This is a genomic window from Acinetobacter haemolyticus CIP 64.3 = MTCC 9819, from assembly GCF_000369065.1.
GTDB lineage: Bacteria > Pseudomonadota > Gammaproteobacteria > Pseudomonadales > Moraxellaceae > Acinetobacter > Acinetobacter haemolyticus.
Genome location: NZ_KB849803.1, coordinates 276,022 through 291,640, shown reverse-complemented (window position 1 = coordinate 291,640; position 15,619 = coordinate 276,022). Strand labels below are relative to the sequence as shown.

15 protein-coding genes, 2 pseudogenes and 1 other annotated feature are annotated in these 15,619 nt (G+C 40.4%); of the genes and pseudogenes, 8 read left to right on the top strand and 9 right to left on the bottom strand.

Translation table 11 applies throughout. From position 1 onward, the window contains the following. Positions 1-14: 14 nt before the first annotated feature. A protein-coding gene (locus tag F927_RS09680) for an IS3 family transposase (protein ID WP_111841931.1) occupies positions 15-1,234 on the bottom strand; the annotation gives its coding sequence in 2 pieces (ribosomal slippage) (positions 15-958 and positions 958-1,234; 1,221 coding nt in all). Further along, positions 843-959, bottom strand: a sequence feature (AL1L pseudoknot). Its footprint overlaps the gene before it by 117 nt. Positions 1,235-1,462: 228 nt before the next feature. Here F927_RS09680 and F927_RS09665 point away from each other — a divergent pair. Beyond that, a protein-coding gene (locus tag F927_RS09665; protein ID WP_100223926.1) for an IS3 family transposase occupies positions 1,463-2,628 on the top strand; the annotation gives its coding sequence in 2 pieces (ribosomal slippage) (positions 1,463-1,721 and positions 1,721-2,628; 1,167 coding nt in all). Positions 2,629-2,671: 43 nt separating this feature from the next. Here the strand turns inward: F927_RS09665 and F927_RS09660 are convergent. The 6 genes and pseudogenes from F927_RS09660 to F927_RS09640 all read right to left on the bottom strand — a co-directional run. Next, positions 2,672-3,307: pseudogene (locus F927_RS09660) on the bottom strand (ThiF family adenylyltransferase); the annotation flags it as partial. After that, a complete protein-coding gene (locus F927_RS09655; protein WP_000058226.1) occupies positions 3,304-4,344 on the bottom strand; it encodes a nucleotidyltransferase domain-containing protein in 1,041 nt (346 codons plus the stop codon). The gene F927_RS09655 and the pseudogene F927_RS09660, both read right to left, overlap by 4 nt. Positions 4,345-4,453: 109 nt before the next feature. Further along, a complete protein-coding gene (locus F927_RS17405) occupies positions 4,454-4,582 on the bottom strand; it encodes a hypothetical protein (protein WP_000106065.1) in 129 nt (42 codons plus the stop codon). 239 nt (positions 4,583-4,821) lie between these two features. After that, positions 4,822-5,892, bottom strand: coding sequence for an ImmA/IrrE family metallo-endopeptidase (locus tag F927_RS09650; RefSeq protein WP_001141934.1), 1,071 nt, complete (start codon positions 5,890-5,892; stop codon positions 4,822-4,824). Between the two features lie 344 nt (positions 5,893-6,236). Next, positions 6,237-7,076 (bottom strand): annotated as a pseudogene (locus F927_RS09645) (YifB family Mg chelatase-like AAA ATPase); the annotation flags it as partial. 69 nt (positions 7,077-7,145) lie between these two features. After that, positions 7,146-7,373: an accessory factor UbiK family protein gene (locus F927_RS09640; RefSeq protein ID WP_004637578.1), complete on the bottom strand. Its 228-nt coding sequence runs from the start codon at positions 7,371-7,373 to the stop codon at positions 7,146-7,148. A 273-nt stretch (positions 7,374-7,646) separates the two neighbouring features. Between F927_RS09640 and glnK the strand changes: the two genes are divergently transcribed. From glnK to F927_RS09605, 7 genes are all read left to right on the top strand, one after another. Next, positions 7,647-7,985 (top strand): P-II family nitrogen regulator, encoded by a 339-nt coding sequence (glnK, locus tag F927_RS09635; RefSeq protein WP_000780326.1) that lies wholly within the window; start codon positions 7,647-7,649, stop codon positions 7,983-7,985. A gap of 68 nt (positions 7,986-8,053) precedes the next feature. Further along, the gene (locus tag F927_RS09630; protein ID WP_004637580.1) at positions 8,054-9,445 is read left to right on the top strand and encodes an ammonium transporter; all 1,392 of its coding nucleotides are present in this window, start codon (positions 8,054-8,056) and stop codon (positions 9,443-9,445) included. 135 nt (positions 9,446-9,580) lie between these two features. Continuing rightward, the gene (nrdR, locus tag F927_RS09625) at positions 9,581-10,045 is read left to right on the top strand and encodes a transcriptional regulator NrdR (protein ID WP_004637581.1); all 465 of its coding nucleotides are present in this window, start codon (positions 9,581-9,583) and stop codon (positions 10,043-10,045) included. A 12-nt stretch (positions 10,046-10,057) separates the two neighbouring features. After that, positions 10,058-11,158: a bifunctional diaminohydroxyphosphoribosylaminopyrimidine deaminase/5-amino-6-(5-phosphoribosylamino)uracil reductase RibD gene (gene ribD / locus F927_RS09620; RefSeq protein ID WP_005083985.1), complete on the top strand. Its 1,101-nt coding sequence runs from the start codon at positions 10,058-10,060 to the stop codon at positions 11,156-11,158. Beyond that, entirely contained in the window at positions 11,155-12,447 is a 1,293-nt protein-coding gene (locus tag F927_RS09615; RefSeq protein ID WP_004637583.1) for a DNA adenine methylase, read from the top strand. The genes ribD and F927_RS09615 overlap by 4 nt, the downstream gene beginning before the upstream one ends. 398 nt (positions 12,448-12,845) lie before the next feature. After that, complete coding sequence (locus F927_RS09610) at positions 12,846-13,685, top strand: MIP/aquaporin family protein (protein WP_004637584.1); 840 nt, start codon at positions 12,846-12,848, stop codon at positions 13,683-13,685. A 155-nt stretch (positions 13,686-13,840) separates the two neighbouring features. Beyond that, positions 13,841-14,500: a riboflavin synthase gene (locus F927_RS09605; RefSeq protein ID WP_005083982.1), complete on the top strand. Its 660-nt coding sequence runs from the start codon at positions 13,841-13,843 to the stop codon at positions 14,498-14,500. A gap of 46 nt (positions 14,501-14,546) precedes the next feature. Here F927_RS09605 and blhA read toward each other — a convergent pair whose 3' ends face one another. Beyond that, on the bottom strand, positions 14,547-15,173 hold the full coding sequence (gene blhA / locus F927_RS09600) for a cell division protein BlhA (protein WP_005083979.1): 627 nt from the start codon (positions 15,171-15,173) through the stop codon (positions 14,547-14,549). A 35-nt stretch (positions 15,174-15,208) separates the two neighbouring features. Beyond that, positions 15,209-15,616 (bottom strand): DNA polymerase III subunit chi, encoded by a 408-nt coding sequence (locus F927_RS09595; protein ID WP_005083977.1) that lies wholly within the window; start codon positions 15,614-15,616, stop codon positions 15,209-15,211. Positions 15,617-15,619 lie beyond the last annotated feature (3 nt).

The window sequence follows — 15,619 nt, the reverse complement described above, 5'->3', positions numbered from 1 at the left end:
ACTTTTTATTTAAGTTAGGCCACCTGACCTAACGGATTAATTTTATCATAGTACATTGCTTCAAAATCAAAAGGTGGCACATAACCTAGTGCACTATGTACACGCTCTTTATTGAACCAATCTACCCAATTTAATGTCGCAAGTTGTACATCCGCTAAACCTTGCCAATCTGCTTTTAAATATTCAATCACCTCTGTTTTGTATAAGCCATTCACTGTTTCAGCCAAAGCATTATCGTATGAATCACCGGTCGTACCGACTGATGCTCGTAAATTTGCTGCTTCTAAACGATTGGTATAGCGAATGGAAAGATATTGAACCCCTCTGTCACTATGGTGAATCACATTCTTTGGCATGTCTCGAGCATGTAACGCTTGCTCAAGTGCATCGAGCACCATATCTGTATTCATCCGTGTCGATACTTTCCATCCAACAATTGCTCGTGAGAAGACATCAATAATAAATGCAGTATAAACCCAGCCTGAATTTGTTTGAATATACGTGAAGTCAGCGACCCATAGCTGGTCAGGATGATCAGCACTAAAATTGCGTTTCACCAAGTCATCTGCTCGTTTTTGATCCTCTCGGCTACGGGTAGTTTGTTTATTCTTACCACGCCAAACACCTTGTATACCTAGTTTTTGCATCAATCGAGCAACTGTACAGCGAGCAATAACATAGCCTTCACGTTTCAATTTTTGCCAAACTTTACGCACACCATATCGACCTGAACTTTCCTTCCAAATTCGTTTAATTTGTTCAGCATGATGCAAGTCATGTAGATCTCGCTTTGCTCGATGTTCTGGGTTTTCAACGAAATCTAGTGTTCGATAATAGGTAGAAGCCGCGATCGGTAAAATCCTGCAAATCGCCTCAACACCATATAACGCCTTATTGTTATGGATGAAATCTACCATTATTTGTGTGGGCGGTCGAGCTCCGCCTGGGCGAAAAAAGCGGCTGCTTTACGTAGAATTTCGTTAGCACGTTGCAGTTCTTTATTTTCACGTTCGAGTTGTTTAATACGTTCTTGATCTGAAAGTTGCTGTACTTTAATTGGGTTTTGTTTATCTAAATATTTTTGATACCAAACACGTAGAGTTTCAGGAGTACAACCTATCTTGGGAGCAATAGCGGTGATCGCAGCCCAATTCGATGGATAATCTTTCTCGGATTCAATCAATAATTGAACCGCTCTTTCTCTGATTTCAGGGGTATATTTTACTTTTTTCATCGGGACATTCTCTCAGAAAGCTTGGTCTCCGACAAACCCGGTACGGTTCATGGTCTCGAGTTTGTCCGAGGGTACGGGTTAAAGACTCAAAAACATCCTGAGAAATAAACTTGAGTATTTCAAGATACCATTCTTCTAAGTCTGCACTCTGCCATGGGGCTGTGATGTGTGCTTAAAAAACAGGAGGGTTTAACTTGGTAAACTATACATACTCATTAGGAGTTTACCATGAGCAAGAAACAGAAGACTTACACCGCAGAATTTAAAGCTGAAGCCATAAAAGCCATTGAAGAGAACCAAGGTAATGTATCGGAATCCGCTAGACAACTTGGCATTTCAATGCAAACCCTTTCGAACTGGAATAACAAAGCAAAGGCTGGAACTTTAGCAGGCACAAAACAGTATTCGCCCGATCTAAACGCCTTACTCGAAGAAAATAAGAAGCTTAAACAACAGCTCAAAACAGCTGAAATGGAACGTGAATTTTTAAAAAAGGCAGCAGCGTACTTTGCCAAAGAAAGTCAGTGAGGTACGCCTATATGAAATCGCAAAGCCACTTATTTCCGATTATTTTAATGGCTCGATTACTTCGTGTATCCGTTTCTCGCTTTTATGATTGGCTAAAGCGAGGCATGAGTAAAAGATCAATTCAGCGAAATCAGCAGACAATTTTGGTCAAAATAGCCCATGAAGAAACCAAACAAAGCTATGGCTATGTTCGATTAACCAAGCATTTACAAGCGCAAAGTATCAAAATAAGTATGTATGCTGTGCGCCAAATAAAAAAATCAAATCAGTTGTATTGTAAGCGCCATAAGCGTTTCAAAAGAACCACGGACAGTGATCACAACCGTTCTATTTATGACAATTTACTCAAGCAACAGTTTTCAATGACGAAGCCTAATCTTGCGTGGTCGAGTGACATTACCTACATTTGGACGGCTGAGGGCTGGTTGTACTTGGCAGCTGTCAAAGATCTTTACACGAAACAGGTTGTTGGCTATAGCTTAAATGAGCGCATGACAGCCAAGCTTGTTTGTGATGCATTGAATATGGCTATTCGCAATCAGAAACCTGCTAAAGATCTCATTGTACATTCAGACAGAGGCAGCCAATATTGCAGTAATGAATATCGAAACTTACTTGAGAAATTTGATTTTCAGGGTTCAATGAGCAAAAAAGGCGACTGCTTCGATAATGCACCGATAGAGAGTTTCTGGGGCATACTCAAAAATGAACTAGTCCATCATCGCAACTACAAAACAAGGGAAGAAGCCAAAGCGGATATTACAAAATATATAGAGTTATTTTATAATCAGCGAAGAATTCAAAAAGGCTTGGATTTTAAGACACCAAATCAAATGGCAGAAGACTTTTATCGGTTAGCTGCCTAGAATCTCCCAAGTGAAAGTCTCCTGCTAATTCAGCACACATCACTGGGACTAACTTTTCTAAAGGAACAATACATCCAATTCCTTTAGGTTTACCACGGTTATTGATGTGATCATTAATTACTGAAAATTGAGGCTTTTGTTTAAATTCCTGAGGTATCCCAAAATGGCAAGCATTCAGTCCGTATTTAACACCTTTCTTGGGAGGAAGAATATTAAGAAGCTCAAATTCTCCTTTATCAGACAAGCATAAAAAGTCCTCATACTTCTGGTCTTGAATATGATTCCAGCCTGCCAAAAATTCTCGTAATAACTCTTCTTTATTCCATTTGGAATCAGATAAACATCTTTCTAATAAAGAAATATGCCGTTTTAAGGATTCTTCAAAGGCTCGTTCGGGTACCTCAAAATTGATAGACACCGAATCCGGAACATTTACGCATATTGAAGCCACATTTAAATTCTTATTCGCAAGTGTATGCGCGATTCGCCCATACTTATCAGGAGACTTTAGAAAAAAAGAAGGTAGAGCAGTAAGTTCTTCATCTTTTAGATGAATTAAGGTGATATCGTAACCCGCAACGGAACATTCGACACTCAGAGCCGGAAACAAACAGAACTCTGTTGCGGATACTTGGTATCCGCGGTCTGTCAGATGATTAATGATTGAAGAGTAGTTCATGCGCCTTGAGATGTCCCTACAGCTCCAGAGGTAGCGAATTGCACTTTTTGAGCATTGCTTGCACTATTGGTATTTACATTATTTGGAAAGTCATCACCAAATACTTTGACCAGTAAAGAGCATTGTTCAGCTTCATCTGATGTATCAATTACATCCTGCAATGTTGATCGTAAATTAGTGAATTGATTTCTAAATCTAGTGCCCGTATTTAGGCTACTACCATGAAAAATATCTCTAGATGGATAAACAGGAAGTTCTACTTTTACTTTCCATTGATCATCAGAGTGCAATTGAAAATAACAAGACCAATCCAGAATTGAATCAACTGTAGCTTTTAGTGCGAGTAAATCATTTGGAAATCCGTCTTCATCAATACTTGGTTTAAAGTTCTGTTTAATCATTACAGTTAGACCTATTGAATAGATCTTTCTACACACATCAGGACTAAACTTCAGGTTTCTCCAACGTTTGAGGTACCTTACCAATCTGCGAAATTGATGTAGTTTTTCTGTGGCGTATACGCCATATTGAGATGAGTCATTGACCCAGTCAATGAGTTCTTTTGGCGAGGATTCTGACCAAATTTTATGTTCATCAGCTGAGTCTTTTTTCCCCACTGCTAATTCATATCCTCCCCAGGAATTCTTTCTATACACTGGGATATCAATATGTAGATTCTTAAATTTATAATCAGCAGTAACACAAGGTTTTTTGATTTTAGCATTTTGAAATCCACGATCTTCCAGAATTTCTAAAATGACTTTTTTAGGAACTAATGGATCTGATGGAGATTCTTCATAATCAATAACTATGGCACGGTCAATATCAAAATCTTTGCCTGGTTCTTTGATTGTCGTATAAGTAGCAAGTGACCCTTGAACAAAGTTATCAATAACTGGATAACCTTTTTCTTTAAATTTAGCCTTGATTGTAGCTGTAATGCTATCGTCTTTTTCACGAGCATTTGAATACTCGGAATCATGACGGGTTAAATAGATTCGTTGATTAAACGTATTAAATTTATTTTGCAAACTCATGTGTTGCTCTCTCAAAATATAAGTTAATTTGGTACCCAGCCCCCCTAAAAAAACTGGGTAGAGAACAATTACTTAAAATTTTAAAAGCCATTAGCTCAGTTAATTTAATCTAAGACTTTGACTTTTTTGAACGTTTCGGAAACTTATATAAACCACCTTTTTGGTGATAAATACGTTTGCCGTTTCTGGTAATGAATCGTGTGTACACATATTCAATACCATCGTCGTTTGTAGACATAAGTGTACTCCTCACATAGGGCATGGTAATGTGAGTGCGACTTAGGAGTAGACAGGATTGTCCGTTGCGGAGGAGAGAGCTTTTACGTTAGAATCGAGACACCACATCACGAGGACTAACGTGAAAGACATCTATCCGTAATTATGGATAGCCAAGTCTTTGGTCCTGAAATCGCAGGGGCATATGCCCAAATCTGCCTTTCTCACGTTTACTAGCCGACCTTCGGGTCGGCTAAAATATTAAGAAGCCATAGAAAATCTCTCCATCTCTTCGATATCCGCTTTATAAAGCTGAGTGAAATCTTCTGGGTATAAGTTAAAGAAGGATGATAAATCTGGAATGACTTTTGACTTATCACCTTGGCAAAAATCCATCATTAATTTAGCAAAACGTTGAGGGTGCTCCCTTTCTAAGGAATAAGGCTCAGCTTTGCGGTAACCATACATACTCATTTGGCGCCATAATGTTGCCGATTGCCTGTCACTGATTTCTCCAATGTGTTTTGATTTCACAATTAGAGCCGCCATGGAGACTTTCCAGAACAACTTATGTGTTGCGTAAGTCTTAAGATTAGTTGTTTGTAACTGGCCTTGCACAGCCTCAGTTGGAATTAAAAACTCTGCAGCAAATTCATTCGCTTCTTCTTCCATGTCTATTGATGGAGCATATTTATGAAGAATTAAATGTCCTAACTCATGTGCTAAGGTAAAGCGAATTCGATCATTAGGCTGGTTTGCATTGAGGAAAATACATGGAGGGCTATTTTGAGTTTGTAAAGATACCCCATCAATGTGATCTTCTTCAAAATTACAATAGAAAATAAAGACCCCAGCTTTTTCAATGAGTCCAGTCAAATCTTCAATAGGGTTTAGTCCCAAATCCCATTCTTTACGAAGATTTAATGCAGCTTCAGCGGCTGAACTAACATTTATATGTATTTGATAACTTGGTAATGGTAAAGATGTTTCTAACTGACAAAACAAATCAAGTTTATCTAGATTTGAAGCTTTAATTGTCATTTCAGCATTGATTTGACTTAGGATTTTAGCTGTGGTTGAAGCTTTTTTTCGGTAAGCATGTAAACTAATTGGGGACACTTTAAAGTGGTCGTTTTGGTGAAAAAACCTTTCTGGGAAATTAAGGGTCTTTGCAATATTAAATTTTGTTTCATCAGAAGGCTTAATGTCGCCTTTCTCAATTTTGGATAAGGCAGCTTGAGTAATATTTCCCATTTTTTGGACAAGCTCAGTTTGGCTCATCCCTCTCAGGTCCCGAGCAATTCTTAACATGTCTGGATTAAATGTAGGCATATCTCCTCCCTGAATCAAAATTTTCTTTCGATTCATGCGGGTAAGATAGATGAAATATTGGGGTCTGTCAATTTTTTATAAAACTATAACTAAAACTAAAATTAGATCTATATCTTGTGTTAATTTTTTATTTATTTACTAAATATAGTGTTGGGTTGAAACATTTATTAATTTTTATAACATAGCTGACTGTTCACCTGCTATGGAATAATCATTTTTAAGTACTTTTTTCTTCAAACTTATTATCCATTTTCAAAATTGAGTTCTAAAGCTCTGGATACAGTATTACGGAATAACTTGTCGCATAGTTGTTTGTAATGTCGCATAGTTGTTTGTAAATCACAGCCACCTCCGACCAATGCAATTGCAGATGCAGTGTGGTGAGGAGCACGAAAAGGACGTTGCCCAAAATGGTGCGGGGCATTTGCCACAGAGTAAATACTCGCAACTTCCAAATTTTCTTGAGCATTGAGGGGTGGCAAAATAGAAGCTAAACGTGAGGCAAGCAAGGTTTTACCCGTACCTGGTGGACCTTTAAATAGTAATGAATGACCACCTGCGGCTGCAATTTCGAGTGCACGGCGAGGGCGAAGTTGCCCTTTCACATCTGCAAGATCAAATTGATATTGTAAGCTGTTGATATTTTCTCGTTGTGGTGCAGCACTGAGCTTGGTGTTGCCCAAAAAATGTGCACAAACTTCTTGAAGATGTTGAGCCCCATATACTTCGAAGTTTGGGAGTTGACTCGCTTCATCTAAGTTTGCAGTCGGAAGTAACATACGATGCTTGGCTTGCTGACAGGCCATTGCTATGGTCAATGCGCCAGAAATTGGGCGTAAATGACCATCAAGTGCTAATTCACCAATAAATTCAAACCCATCCGTACATTGTTCTGGTAATTGTCCTGATGCAATCAAAATACCCAGTGCAATGGGCAAATCTAGGCGAGACCCGTCTTTGGGTAAATCTGCTGGCGCTAAATTAATAGTTAAACGTTTGGTTGGAAACAAGAATCCACTATTGATAATTGCTGAACGAACACGATCTTTGCTTTCTCGGACAGCAGCTTCGGGTAAACCAACGATGGTCAAAGAGGGTAGCCCTGAACTGATATGAACTTCGACCTCGATTTGAGGCGCATGTAGCCCCAATAATCCCCTCGTATAAATTTTTGCAAAAGACATTTTATTGTTGTTCCATTGTGGTGCTTTATTTTTAATCATTTTGAGGTGCTTTTTGCACCGAGTTGGTGCTTATTTTTTGTTCTGCACCATTTCCTCTAAAGTTTTCATTTGTTGCTGTAATTCGGTTAGGCGCTGATTTGCTAAATTCAAAGCTGTTCTTTGGCGATCAAGCTCTTGCTTGGAAACCAGATCTAATTTTTCGATACTTTCATTTAACAATGCTCGCAAGTTTTTTTCCAAGTCTTTTTTAGGTTGATCAACTTGCTGCAAAATCGCTTGTAAAAGAGTTTCAATCATAAAGTGCTCAATAAGTTATGTATATTTGCTGCTCAGTGTACCATTGCTTGTTGGAATCCTCTAGCACTGCTGAGCAGCTTGGGATGTGACTGAGAAATCTAGTTAAATCTTGGCAAATGATGCTTATTTTCTATTGATGATCTACTTCTATTCGCTTAAATAGGTTATAAAGAAGCCATATGTCCAATATTTAAAAACCCCCAACCTTTGAATATTGGCATGAAAATTGAACATAAAACCTTACTGGTGAAAATAAGCCGAAGGAAAACACACATGAAGCTTGTAACTGCAATTGTTAAACCATTCAAGTTAGATGATGTGCGTGAAGCACTCTCTGATATTGGTGTTCAAGGGATTACCGTAACTGAAGTCAAAGGTTTCGGGCGTCAAAAAGGTCATACTGAATTGTACCGTGGTGCTGAGTATGTGGTTGATTTCTTACCGAAAGTAAAAATCGAAATCGCGATTAGCGATGAGATGGTTGATGCGGTTATTGAGTCAATCACTCGTGTCGCAAGCACTGGAAAAATTGGTGACGGGAAAATCTTTGTCACGAATTTAGAACAAGTTATCCGTATCCGTACGGGTGAGACTGGACCAGATGCTGTCTAAATTGGCACAAACTTTGCTGAGTTAGAAATTAAGAGAAATAGCTCACAAAATGAGGTTGGGGGACACGAATGAAAAAAATGCTTATGGCGCTTAGTTTATCTGGCGCACTCCTAGGTGGTTCGACTGTCGTATGGGCAGAAGAAGCTGCTTCAACTCCAGTTACAGAGCAAACTGTTGTTGTAACTGAGACAAATACAATACCGGAAGCTATTGAAGCTGAAGCTCCTGTTGAAGTGGCTGCGGAGCCTGAAGCAGAAGCAACATTGGATACGGGTGATACAGCTTGGATTCTTGTTTCAACGGCATTGGTTCTGTTAATGACAATTCCAGGCTTAGCGTTATTCTACGGTGGTATGGTTCGTAAAAAGAACGTACTGAGCACGATGGCACATAGCTTTGTTGCGGCTGCGGTAGTAAGTATCGCTTGGATCGTCATAGGTTATACATTAGCTTTCGGTGAAGGAAATGCCTTTATTGGTGGACTTGATAAGCTGATGCTGTCAGGCATAGGAACTGATGCGCTCAGCGGTTCAATTCCTGAGATTCTATTTGTTGTATTCCAAATGACTTTTGCGATTATTACGGTTGCGATCATTAGTGGTTCGATCGCTGAGCGTATGAAATTTGGAGCATTTGTTGCTTTCATCGCGATTTGGGTTGTTGTGGTATATGCACCGATTACTCACTGGGTATGGGGTGGCGGTTGGTTAGGCAATGATGGTGCTTTAGACTTTGCGGGTGGTACTGTCGTTCATATCAACTCTGGTGTTGCTGGTCTAGTTGCGGCTTATATGCTTGGAAAACGTATGGGGCTTGGTCGTGAATCTATGGCGCCTCATAACCTTGCGTTAACTGTTGTTGGTGCGAGCTTACTTTGGGTAGGTTGGTTTGGTTTCAACGGTGGTTCTGCATTGGGTGCAAATGGTTCAGCCTCTTATGCAATTGTTGTAACTCAAGTTGCGGCAGCGGCAGCGGCATTGTCTTGGTTAGTGGCTGAGAAAGTTGTTCGTGGTAAAGCTTCAGTTTTAGGTGCAGCTTCTGGTGCGGTTGCTGGTCTAGTCGTGATTACTCCAGCTGCAGGTTTCGTAACTGTAGGTGGCGCATTAATCATGGGTCTGATCGGTGGTGTTGTTTGCTTCTGGGGTATTACCGCATTGAAACGTACACTGAAAGCGGATGACTCTTTAGATGCATTTGGGTTACATGGTGTTGGTGGTATCGTTGGTGCGATCTTAACTGCTGTATTTGCAAGTGAATTCATCATGGGTGATGATGCTCCAGCAAATATGTTGACTCAATTATGGGTGCAAGTTGAAGGTGTATTAGCAACTATCGCGTATAGTGCAGTGATGACCTTCATTATCTTAAAAGTGATTGATCTTGCAATTGGTATCCGTGTGAGCAATGACGATGAACGTATGGGTCTTGACTTAAGTCAACATGGCGAACGCGTTGAATAATTAAAATTATTGATCTAAAAGCAGCTCCATAAGGAGCTGCTTTTTTATGCATTATAAAACAGCTCGAAGCCCCTAGTTCTGCAATCCAAGAAACTTTGCTACACTTAAGCAAAATGAGGAAATAATCGCACCCATATGCATTGTCCATTTTGTAACGCCGCTGATAGTAAAGTCATTGACTCCCGTTTGGCTGCCGAAGGCTGTCAGATTAGACGTCGCCGTGAATGTGTGGTTTGTGGTGAGCGTTTTACAACATTTGAAAGCTATGATGTTGTGATGCCACGTGTGTTAAAGTCAGATGGTAAAAGTGAGCCGTTTGATGAAGCAAAATTACGCCGTTCATTAATGCATGCGCTGCAAAAACGTCCTGTGACCCAAGAACAGATTGAAACGGTTCTCAGTGATATCCAATCGCAAATCCGTCGTCTCGGTGAACGTGATGTGAAATCGAGAATGATTGGTGAAATTGTAATGCAAGCATTGTTTGCATTGGATCATGTTGCTTATGTTCGGTTTGCCTCTGTTTATCAAGATTTCCAAGATGTTGAAGCTTTTCGCCATCAGATTGAGCAGATGCAACAACGTGAAAATGAAGTCTAAGTTAGAGAGATTATGTCTGAGTTAACCCCAAATCATTTATCTCAAGCGCAGTATTGGATGCAACGGGCAATTGATTTGGCTCGACTTGGGCAATATTCAACTAAACCCAATCCCAATGTAGGTTGTGTCATTGTCAAAGATGGGCAAATCTTAGGTGAAGGCTTTCATCCAAAAGCAGGTCAGCCGCATGCAGAAGTTTTTGCATTGCGCCAAGCGGGCGAAAATGCAAAAGATGCAACGGTCTATGTGACTTTAGAGCCTTGCGCACATTATGGTCGCACACCACCTTGCGCTGAGGCTTTAGTAAAGGCACAAGTGAAGAAGGTTGTGATTGCTTGTTCGGATCCGAATCCATTGGTTGCAGGTAAGGGTGTAAAGATCTTGCAGGATGCCGGGATAGAGGTTGAAACAGGTGTTTGTACCGAGAATGCAAAAGGTTTAAATCTAGGCTTTTTAAAAGCAATGTCTACAGGTTTACCTTATGTCCGTTTAAAAATTGCATCAAGTCTAGATGGGCGTACTGCGATGGCTTCTGGGGAGTCAAAATGGATTACAGGAACCTTGGCTCGACAAGATGTGCAACACTGGCGGGCGATCTCTGGTGCGGTGATTACAGGCATTCAAACGGTTTTAGCCGATGATTGTGAGCTGAATGTCCGAGTACTAGAGGGTGTTGATCTTTATACAGTGGTGCAGCCAAAGCGAATTATTTTAGATCGTCAGGGGCAATTGCCGCTTACAGCCAAGATTTTGAAAAATCCTGAAACCGTGATGGTGATGACACCATTTCGCCAACAACTTGCTGATTTAGGCGTGATACAATTGTCACTGCAACCTTTAAATCAATTATTGCAGACCCTTTCTCAACAATACCAAATATATGATGTATTGGTTGAGGCGGGCGCAACTTTATCGACTGCCTTTTTGCAACAAGGTTTGGTTGATGAAATGATTAGTTATGTTGCACCAACTTTACTTGGTCAATCTGCTCGCGCGATGTTCAATGCTGAATTTAGCAAAATGGCCGAACAACGACGATTTGAGTTGGTCGATGTAACCCAACTTGGGCAAGACATTCGCCTGAGATTGCTCCCTATCCAAGAGATGATATGAATCCAGAACCATCGGTTTATCACAAACGTCGCCATGCTGCCCGTACGACTGATGAATATCTTTTTCATCAGCTTGTTCCATATCTTGGGAATAAACGTCGTCTTTTGCACCTTATTTTAGAAGCGCTTGAGATTACTGGGACGTTGAATAGTAAGAAAAAGAATCCACCGATTTTTGCGGATTTCTTTGCCGGCAGTGGGGTGGTTTCTCGTTTGGCCCGTCAAAATGGTTATCGTGTGATTGCCAATGACTGGGAGCCGTATAGCCATGCGCTGAATCATGCGATTTTAGCTTGTGTTGATGCGCCAGCATTTAAAGAATTGGGTGGCTATCAAAAAGCCATTGATTATCTGAACCGTTTGCCTGAAGTGAAAGGCTGGGTTACACATAATTTGTGCCCACGAAATGATGATGTCTATGATCCTGCTCGTGATCGCTTGTTCTTTAAGCGTCGTAATGGGATGCGAATTGATGCGATTCGTCAGCAGATTGCAACTTGGCAAGCACAAGGTGCGATTAATGATGTTGAAATGAGTGCTTTACTCGCACCGTTACTCTACTCAGCGAGTTTTGTGAGCAACACCAGTGGGGTGTTTAAAAGCTTTCACCAAGGTTGGGGTGGGCGTACTCAAACTGCTTTGGAGCGAATCGAATCATTACTTTGGTTAACACCAAGCCGCTTCTGTGAAGTGGGTGATGCAAAACGTCCTGCCGCAGAAATGTGGTGTGTTGACTCTCAGCATTTGGCCAATCAAATGAGTGGCTTTGAAGTTGATGTTGCTTATCTCGATCCGCCTTATAATCAACATGCTTATAGCAGTAACTATCATGTCTTGAATGCGCTGACTTTATGGGATCAGGTTGATTTGCCTTCACCTGATACCAAAGGTTTCAAGAGCGGGATTGATCGTGCGTGGCGCAAAGAACGTCCAAGTCCTTATAATTCTTCCAAACATGCCAAAGATGCCTATGAAAAGTTATTGGAAACGATTAATGCCCGTTATATCTTGACCAGCTATTCGACTGATGGGAATATTGAGCCAAAAGATTTACTGACCGCCAATTTAAAACGTGGCAAGGTCACTTTGTTAACGCAAGATGTTCCTCGTTACCGTGTTAGTAAGCAGCGTCAGTCAGAGCGCGCACGCGTACTTGAATTTATTGTGATTACAGATACTCACGCAAAGTCTGGTCCGCCATTGCGGCAGTTACTTGGTCAGTTGTATCACTTTGCCGAATTGGGCGGTGTTGATACCACAGGAAATAGTACCCAACTTGCACTTTGGTAAGATAACAAAAACACCACTTTGCCATACAAAGTGGTGTTTTTTTATTTCATTCTCTTATTTAATCGGTTAATACAATAAATAGAATCGTTTTGTTAAATAACTCACTGTTTTTATGATAAATATCTTGTAATTTTTATTGTATTTCTAGATGGTGAAGCTTAATGTTTTTGAATTTATTTACTATGGTGTTTTATATTAATTTATAGATAAAACAAATAATTATGCATACTCTTTATGTGGTGGTTATTCGTTCTTTAAGTTTGATTTGGGTAGGGAGTAGTTTTATCAATCGTTCAAAAAACTATCAAAGATGATTGACCGAGTTTGAAAATAAATATAGTTTTCCGAGCTGAATTTAGGGTCTTGCCTATGAGTAGCGATGACCAAGAGAGGTTGTTATGAGTCGCTCGGAACCCACATTATTGGGGCAATGTGTAGCTGAATTTTTTGCTACCGCAATTTTTTTATCATTTGGTATCGGTGTGGTGGCTGCACTTAAACTTGCTGGAGCAGATTTAGGTCTGTGGGAAATCAGTATTGTTTGGGGCTTAGCAGTTGCCTTAGCGGTTTATTTATCGGCGGGTATTTCAGGTGCACATCTTAATCCAGCGGTGACCATAGCTTTGGCTTTATTTGCAGGCTTTGATAAACGCAAAGTTCCTTTTTATATCATTGCTCAAGTGGCGGGTGCTGCAACGGGTGCATTGATGGTATATGGACTGTATAGCAGTTTATTTTTAGACTTTGAACAGACGCATCACATGGTGCGTGGTAGTGTTGAAAGTCTAGAGTTAGCAGGAATCTTTTCGACTTATCCTCATCATTTACTGTCGCTTGGTCAGGCGTTTATGGTGGAAATGTTTATCACCATGCTATTACTTTGGTTAATCATGGCGATTGGTGATGATAGCAATGGTTTACCGCGTGGGCCTTTAGCACCAATTTTAGTTGGTCTATTGGTTGCCGTAATTGGAGCATCTTTTGGACCGCTGACAGGCTTTGCCATGAATCCTGCACGTGATTTTGGCCCGAAAATCGTTGCCTATTTTTCAGGATGGGGACCCGTTGCGTTTACGGGTGGACGAGATATTCCATATTTTATTGTTCCTATTCTTGCGCCAATTGTTGGGGCTTGCCTAGGAGTAGTGGGCTATAAATTGTTCTTTGGCCATTTCTTGCTTAGCAATAAAGTTGAAGAAAGTCGTTCTGGTGAAAAACAAATATCAGAAATGCAATAGTCGATCACTTCATCAATGCCAAGAGGGGGGTCAGAGGATCGCCCTTTTTATTCGCCTGAATTTGAACTAAGTGTGCCTTGTTATCTGGGTTTCTTTGCTTTAAGGTATTTGCTTTACTGCGATGCGTACTGCAATAAAGGTAGGTTAAAAGTCCCATGTTTACAGGCATTATTGAAAGTTTAGGTAAGGTAGAAAGCTTACAAAGTGTAGGTGGTGATGTTCGTCTGCGTATTCAGACTGATTTAGACATGTCTGATGTGCATTTGGGCGATTCAATTGCCACCAATGGGATTTGTCTCACTGTGATTGAGTGGGGAGATCACTGGTATGCAGCCGATGTTTCTCGTGAGAGTTTAAACCGTACCACACTGGGTCAATGGAAAGTTGGTCAAGCAGTCAACGTGGAAAAAGCCATGTTGCCGACGACACGTTTTGGTGGGCATATTGTGAGTGGTCACGTTGACGGTTTAGGCGAGATTACGCTGGTTCGTGAAGATGCGCGTTCCCTCTATTTTGAAGTTACAGCACCTGTTGAACTTGCAAAATATTTGGCAGAAAAGGGGTCTGTGACGGTAGATGGAATTAGCCTGACCATTAATCACCTACGTGGCAATATTTTGAGTTTAAACTTGATTCCGCATACTGCAGAACGGACTAACATTGGAACATGGCAAGTGGGCACTAAAGTGAATTTGGAAGTTGATGTACTTGCGCGTTACATTGAGCGTTTGTTGTTAGGTGATAAGGCTGCTGAGCAAAAAGCTGAATCGAATATTAGTATGGCTTTTTTAGCTGAAAATGGATTTTTAAAATAAAAATCTAGCTAATTAAAAAGCCCAGTTTCGCTGGGCTTTTTAATATTTACTGGTCGTTAGAAAATTCACTATTTTTCAAGATGTATTCGATTTCGTCTTGCGCCAGTGCATGTAGTTTAGCTCTGAATACAGTCACGGCTTGTTCAATTAAACTTTCGGCTTCTAATTCGAGTCGAACACGAACACTTTCTAATTCTGAAAGAATTTGCTGGTCATCAATTGTGAGGCGTTGTCCTTGAGCATAATCAATACTTGGTTGTTCAGGATTGCTTTGATAACGTTCCGTTTGTGCAACGATTTCTTGATCAATATGTTCACGTAACGCCAAGAGATTTTCAGTTTGTTGTTGAAACTGTCGTGCTTCATCTGCTTGAAGTTGGGCTGCGTAGGCTGCTTCAGCAGCACGTTTCTCAGCTAAGGCTTTTTCTAAAGCAAGTTGTTTACGGATACGGGCTTGTTCAATCAACTCTGCTTTAAGATCAGCATAGGCTTGATCAATGCGTTGCTGTGAACGCATTTCAGCTTGTTCTTCTTGCTGACGCCAAGTTTGAATGGCGGTTTGTGGTAATAGCAGATCACAAATGCGTGCTAAATCATCCTGATAGGTTTGACGTACAGCCTCAGGGGTATTTAACCAGCGTTTTTTAAAATCTTGACCTACATTTAATGCCACACCACACTCCTCAAATGATACGCTTGTTTGTCGATTTATAATTTAAAAGTTCGAGGCTCGATACCTAAACGACGATACGTTTTAAATTTTTCTCGTCCAAGTTGCTTCGCAGTTTCATTATTCTCGATAATTTCGATAATGTGGCGAAAATCTTGAATTTGTTCAAGTGCATGATTGTTAAAATTAAACACGATCCAATCATTGGATGGCGGTAATTGTTCTGAAATACAGACGGGACTATGGCTTTGGTCGATGCCATGTGGAATAAAGCTGTTGGGATCAAAACTCCATAATTTGTCATCAAGCTCATTTTGGATCTCTGAATCAGTACAATACCACCAAATTTGTGGATGCTGATTCAGAATCTTTCGGCATAAACGGCAAGCACTTTCGACTTGCCGTTCGGTACTCTTTTCAAAGAGATAAAAGCTGACTTGTGTCATGTG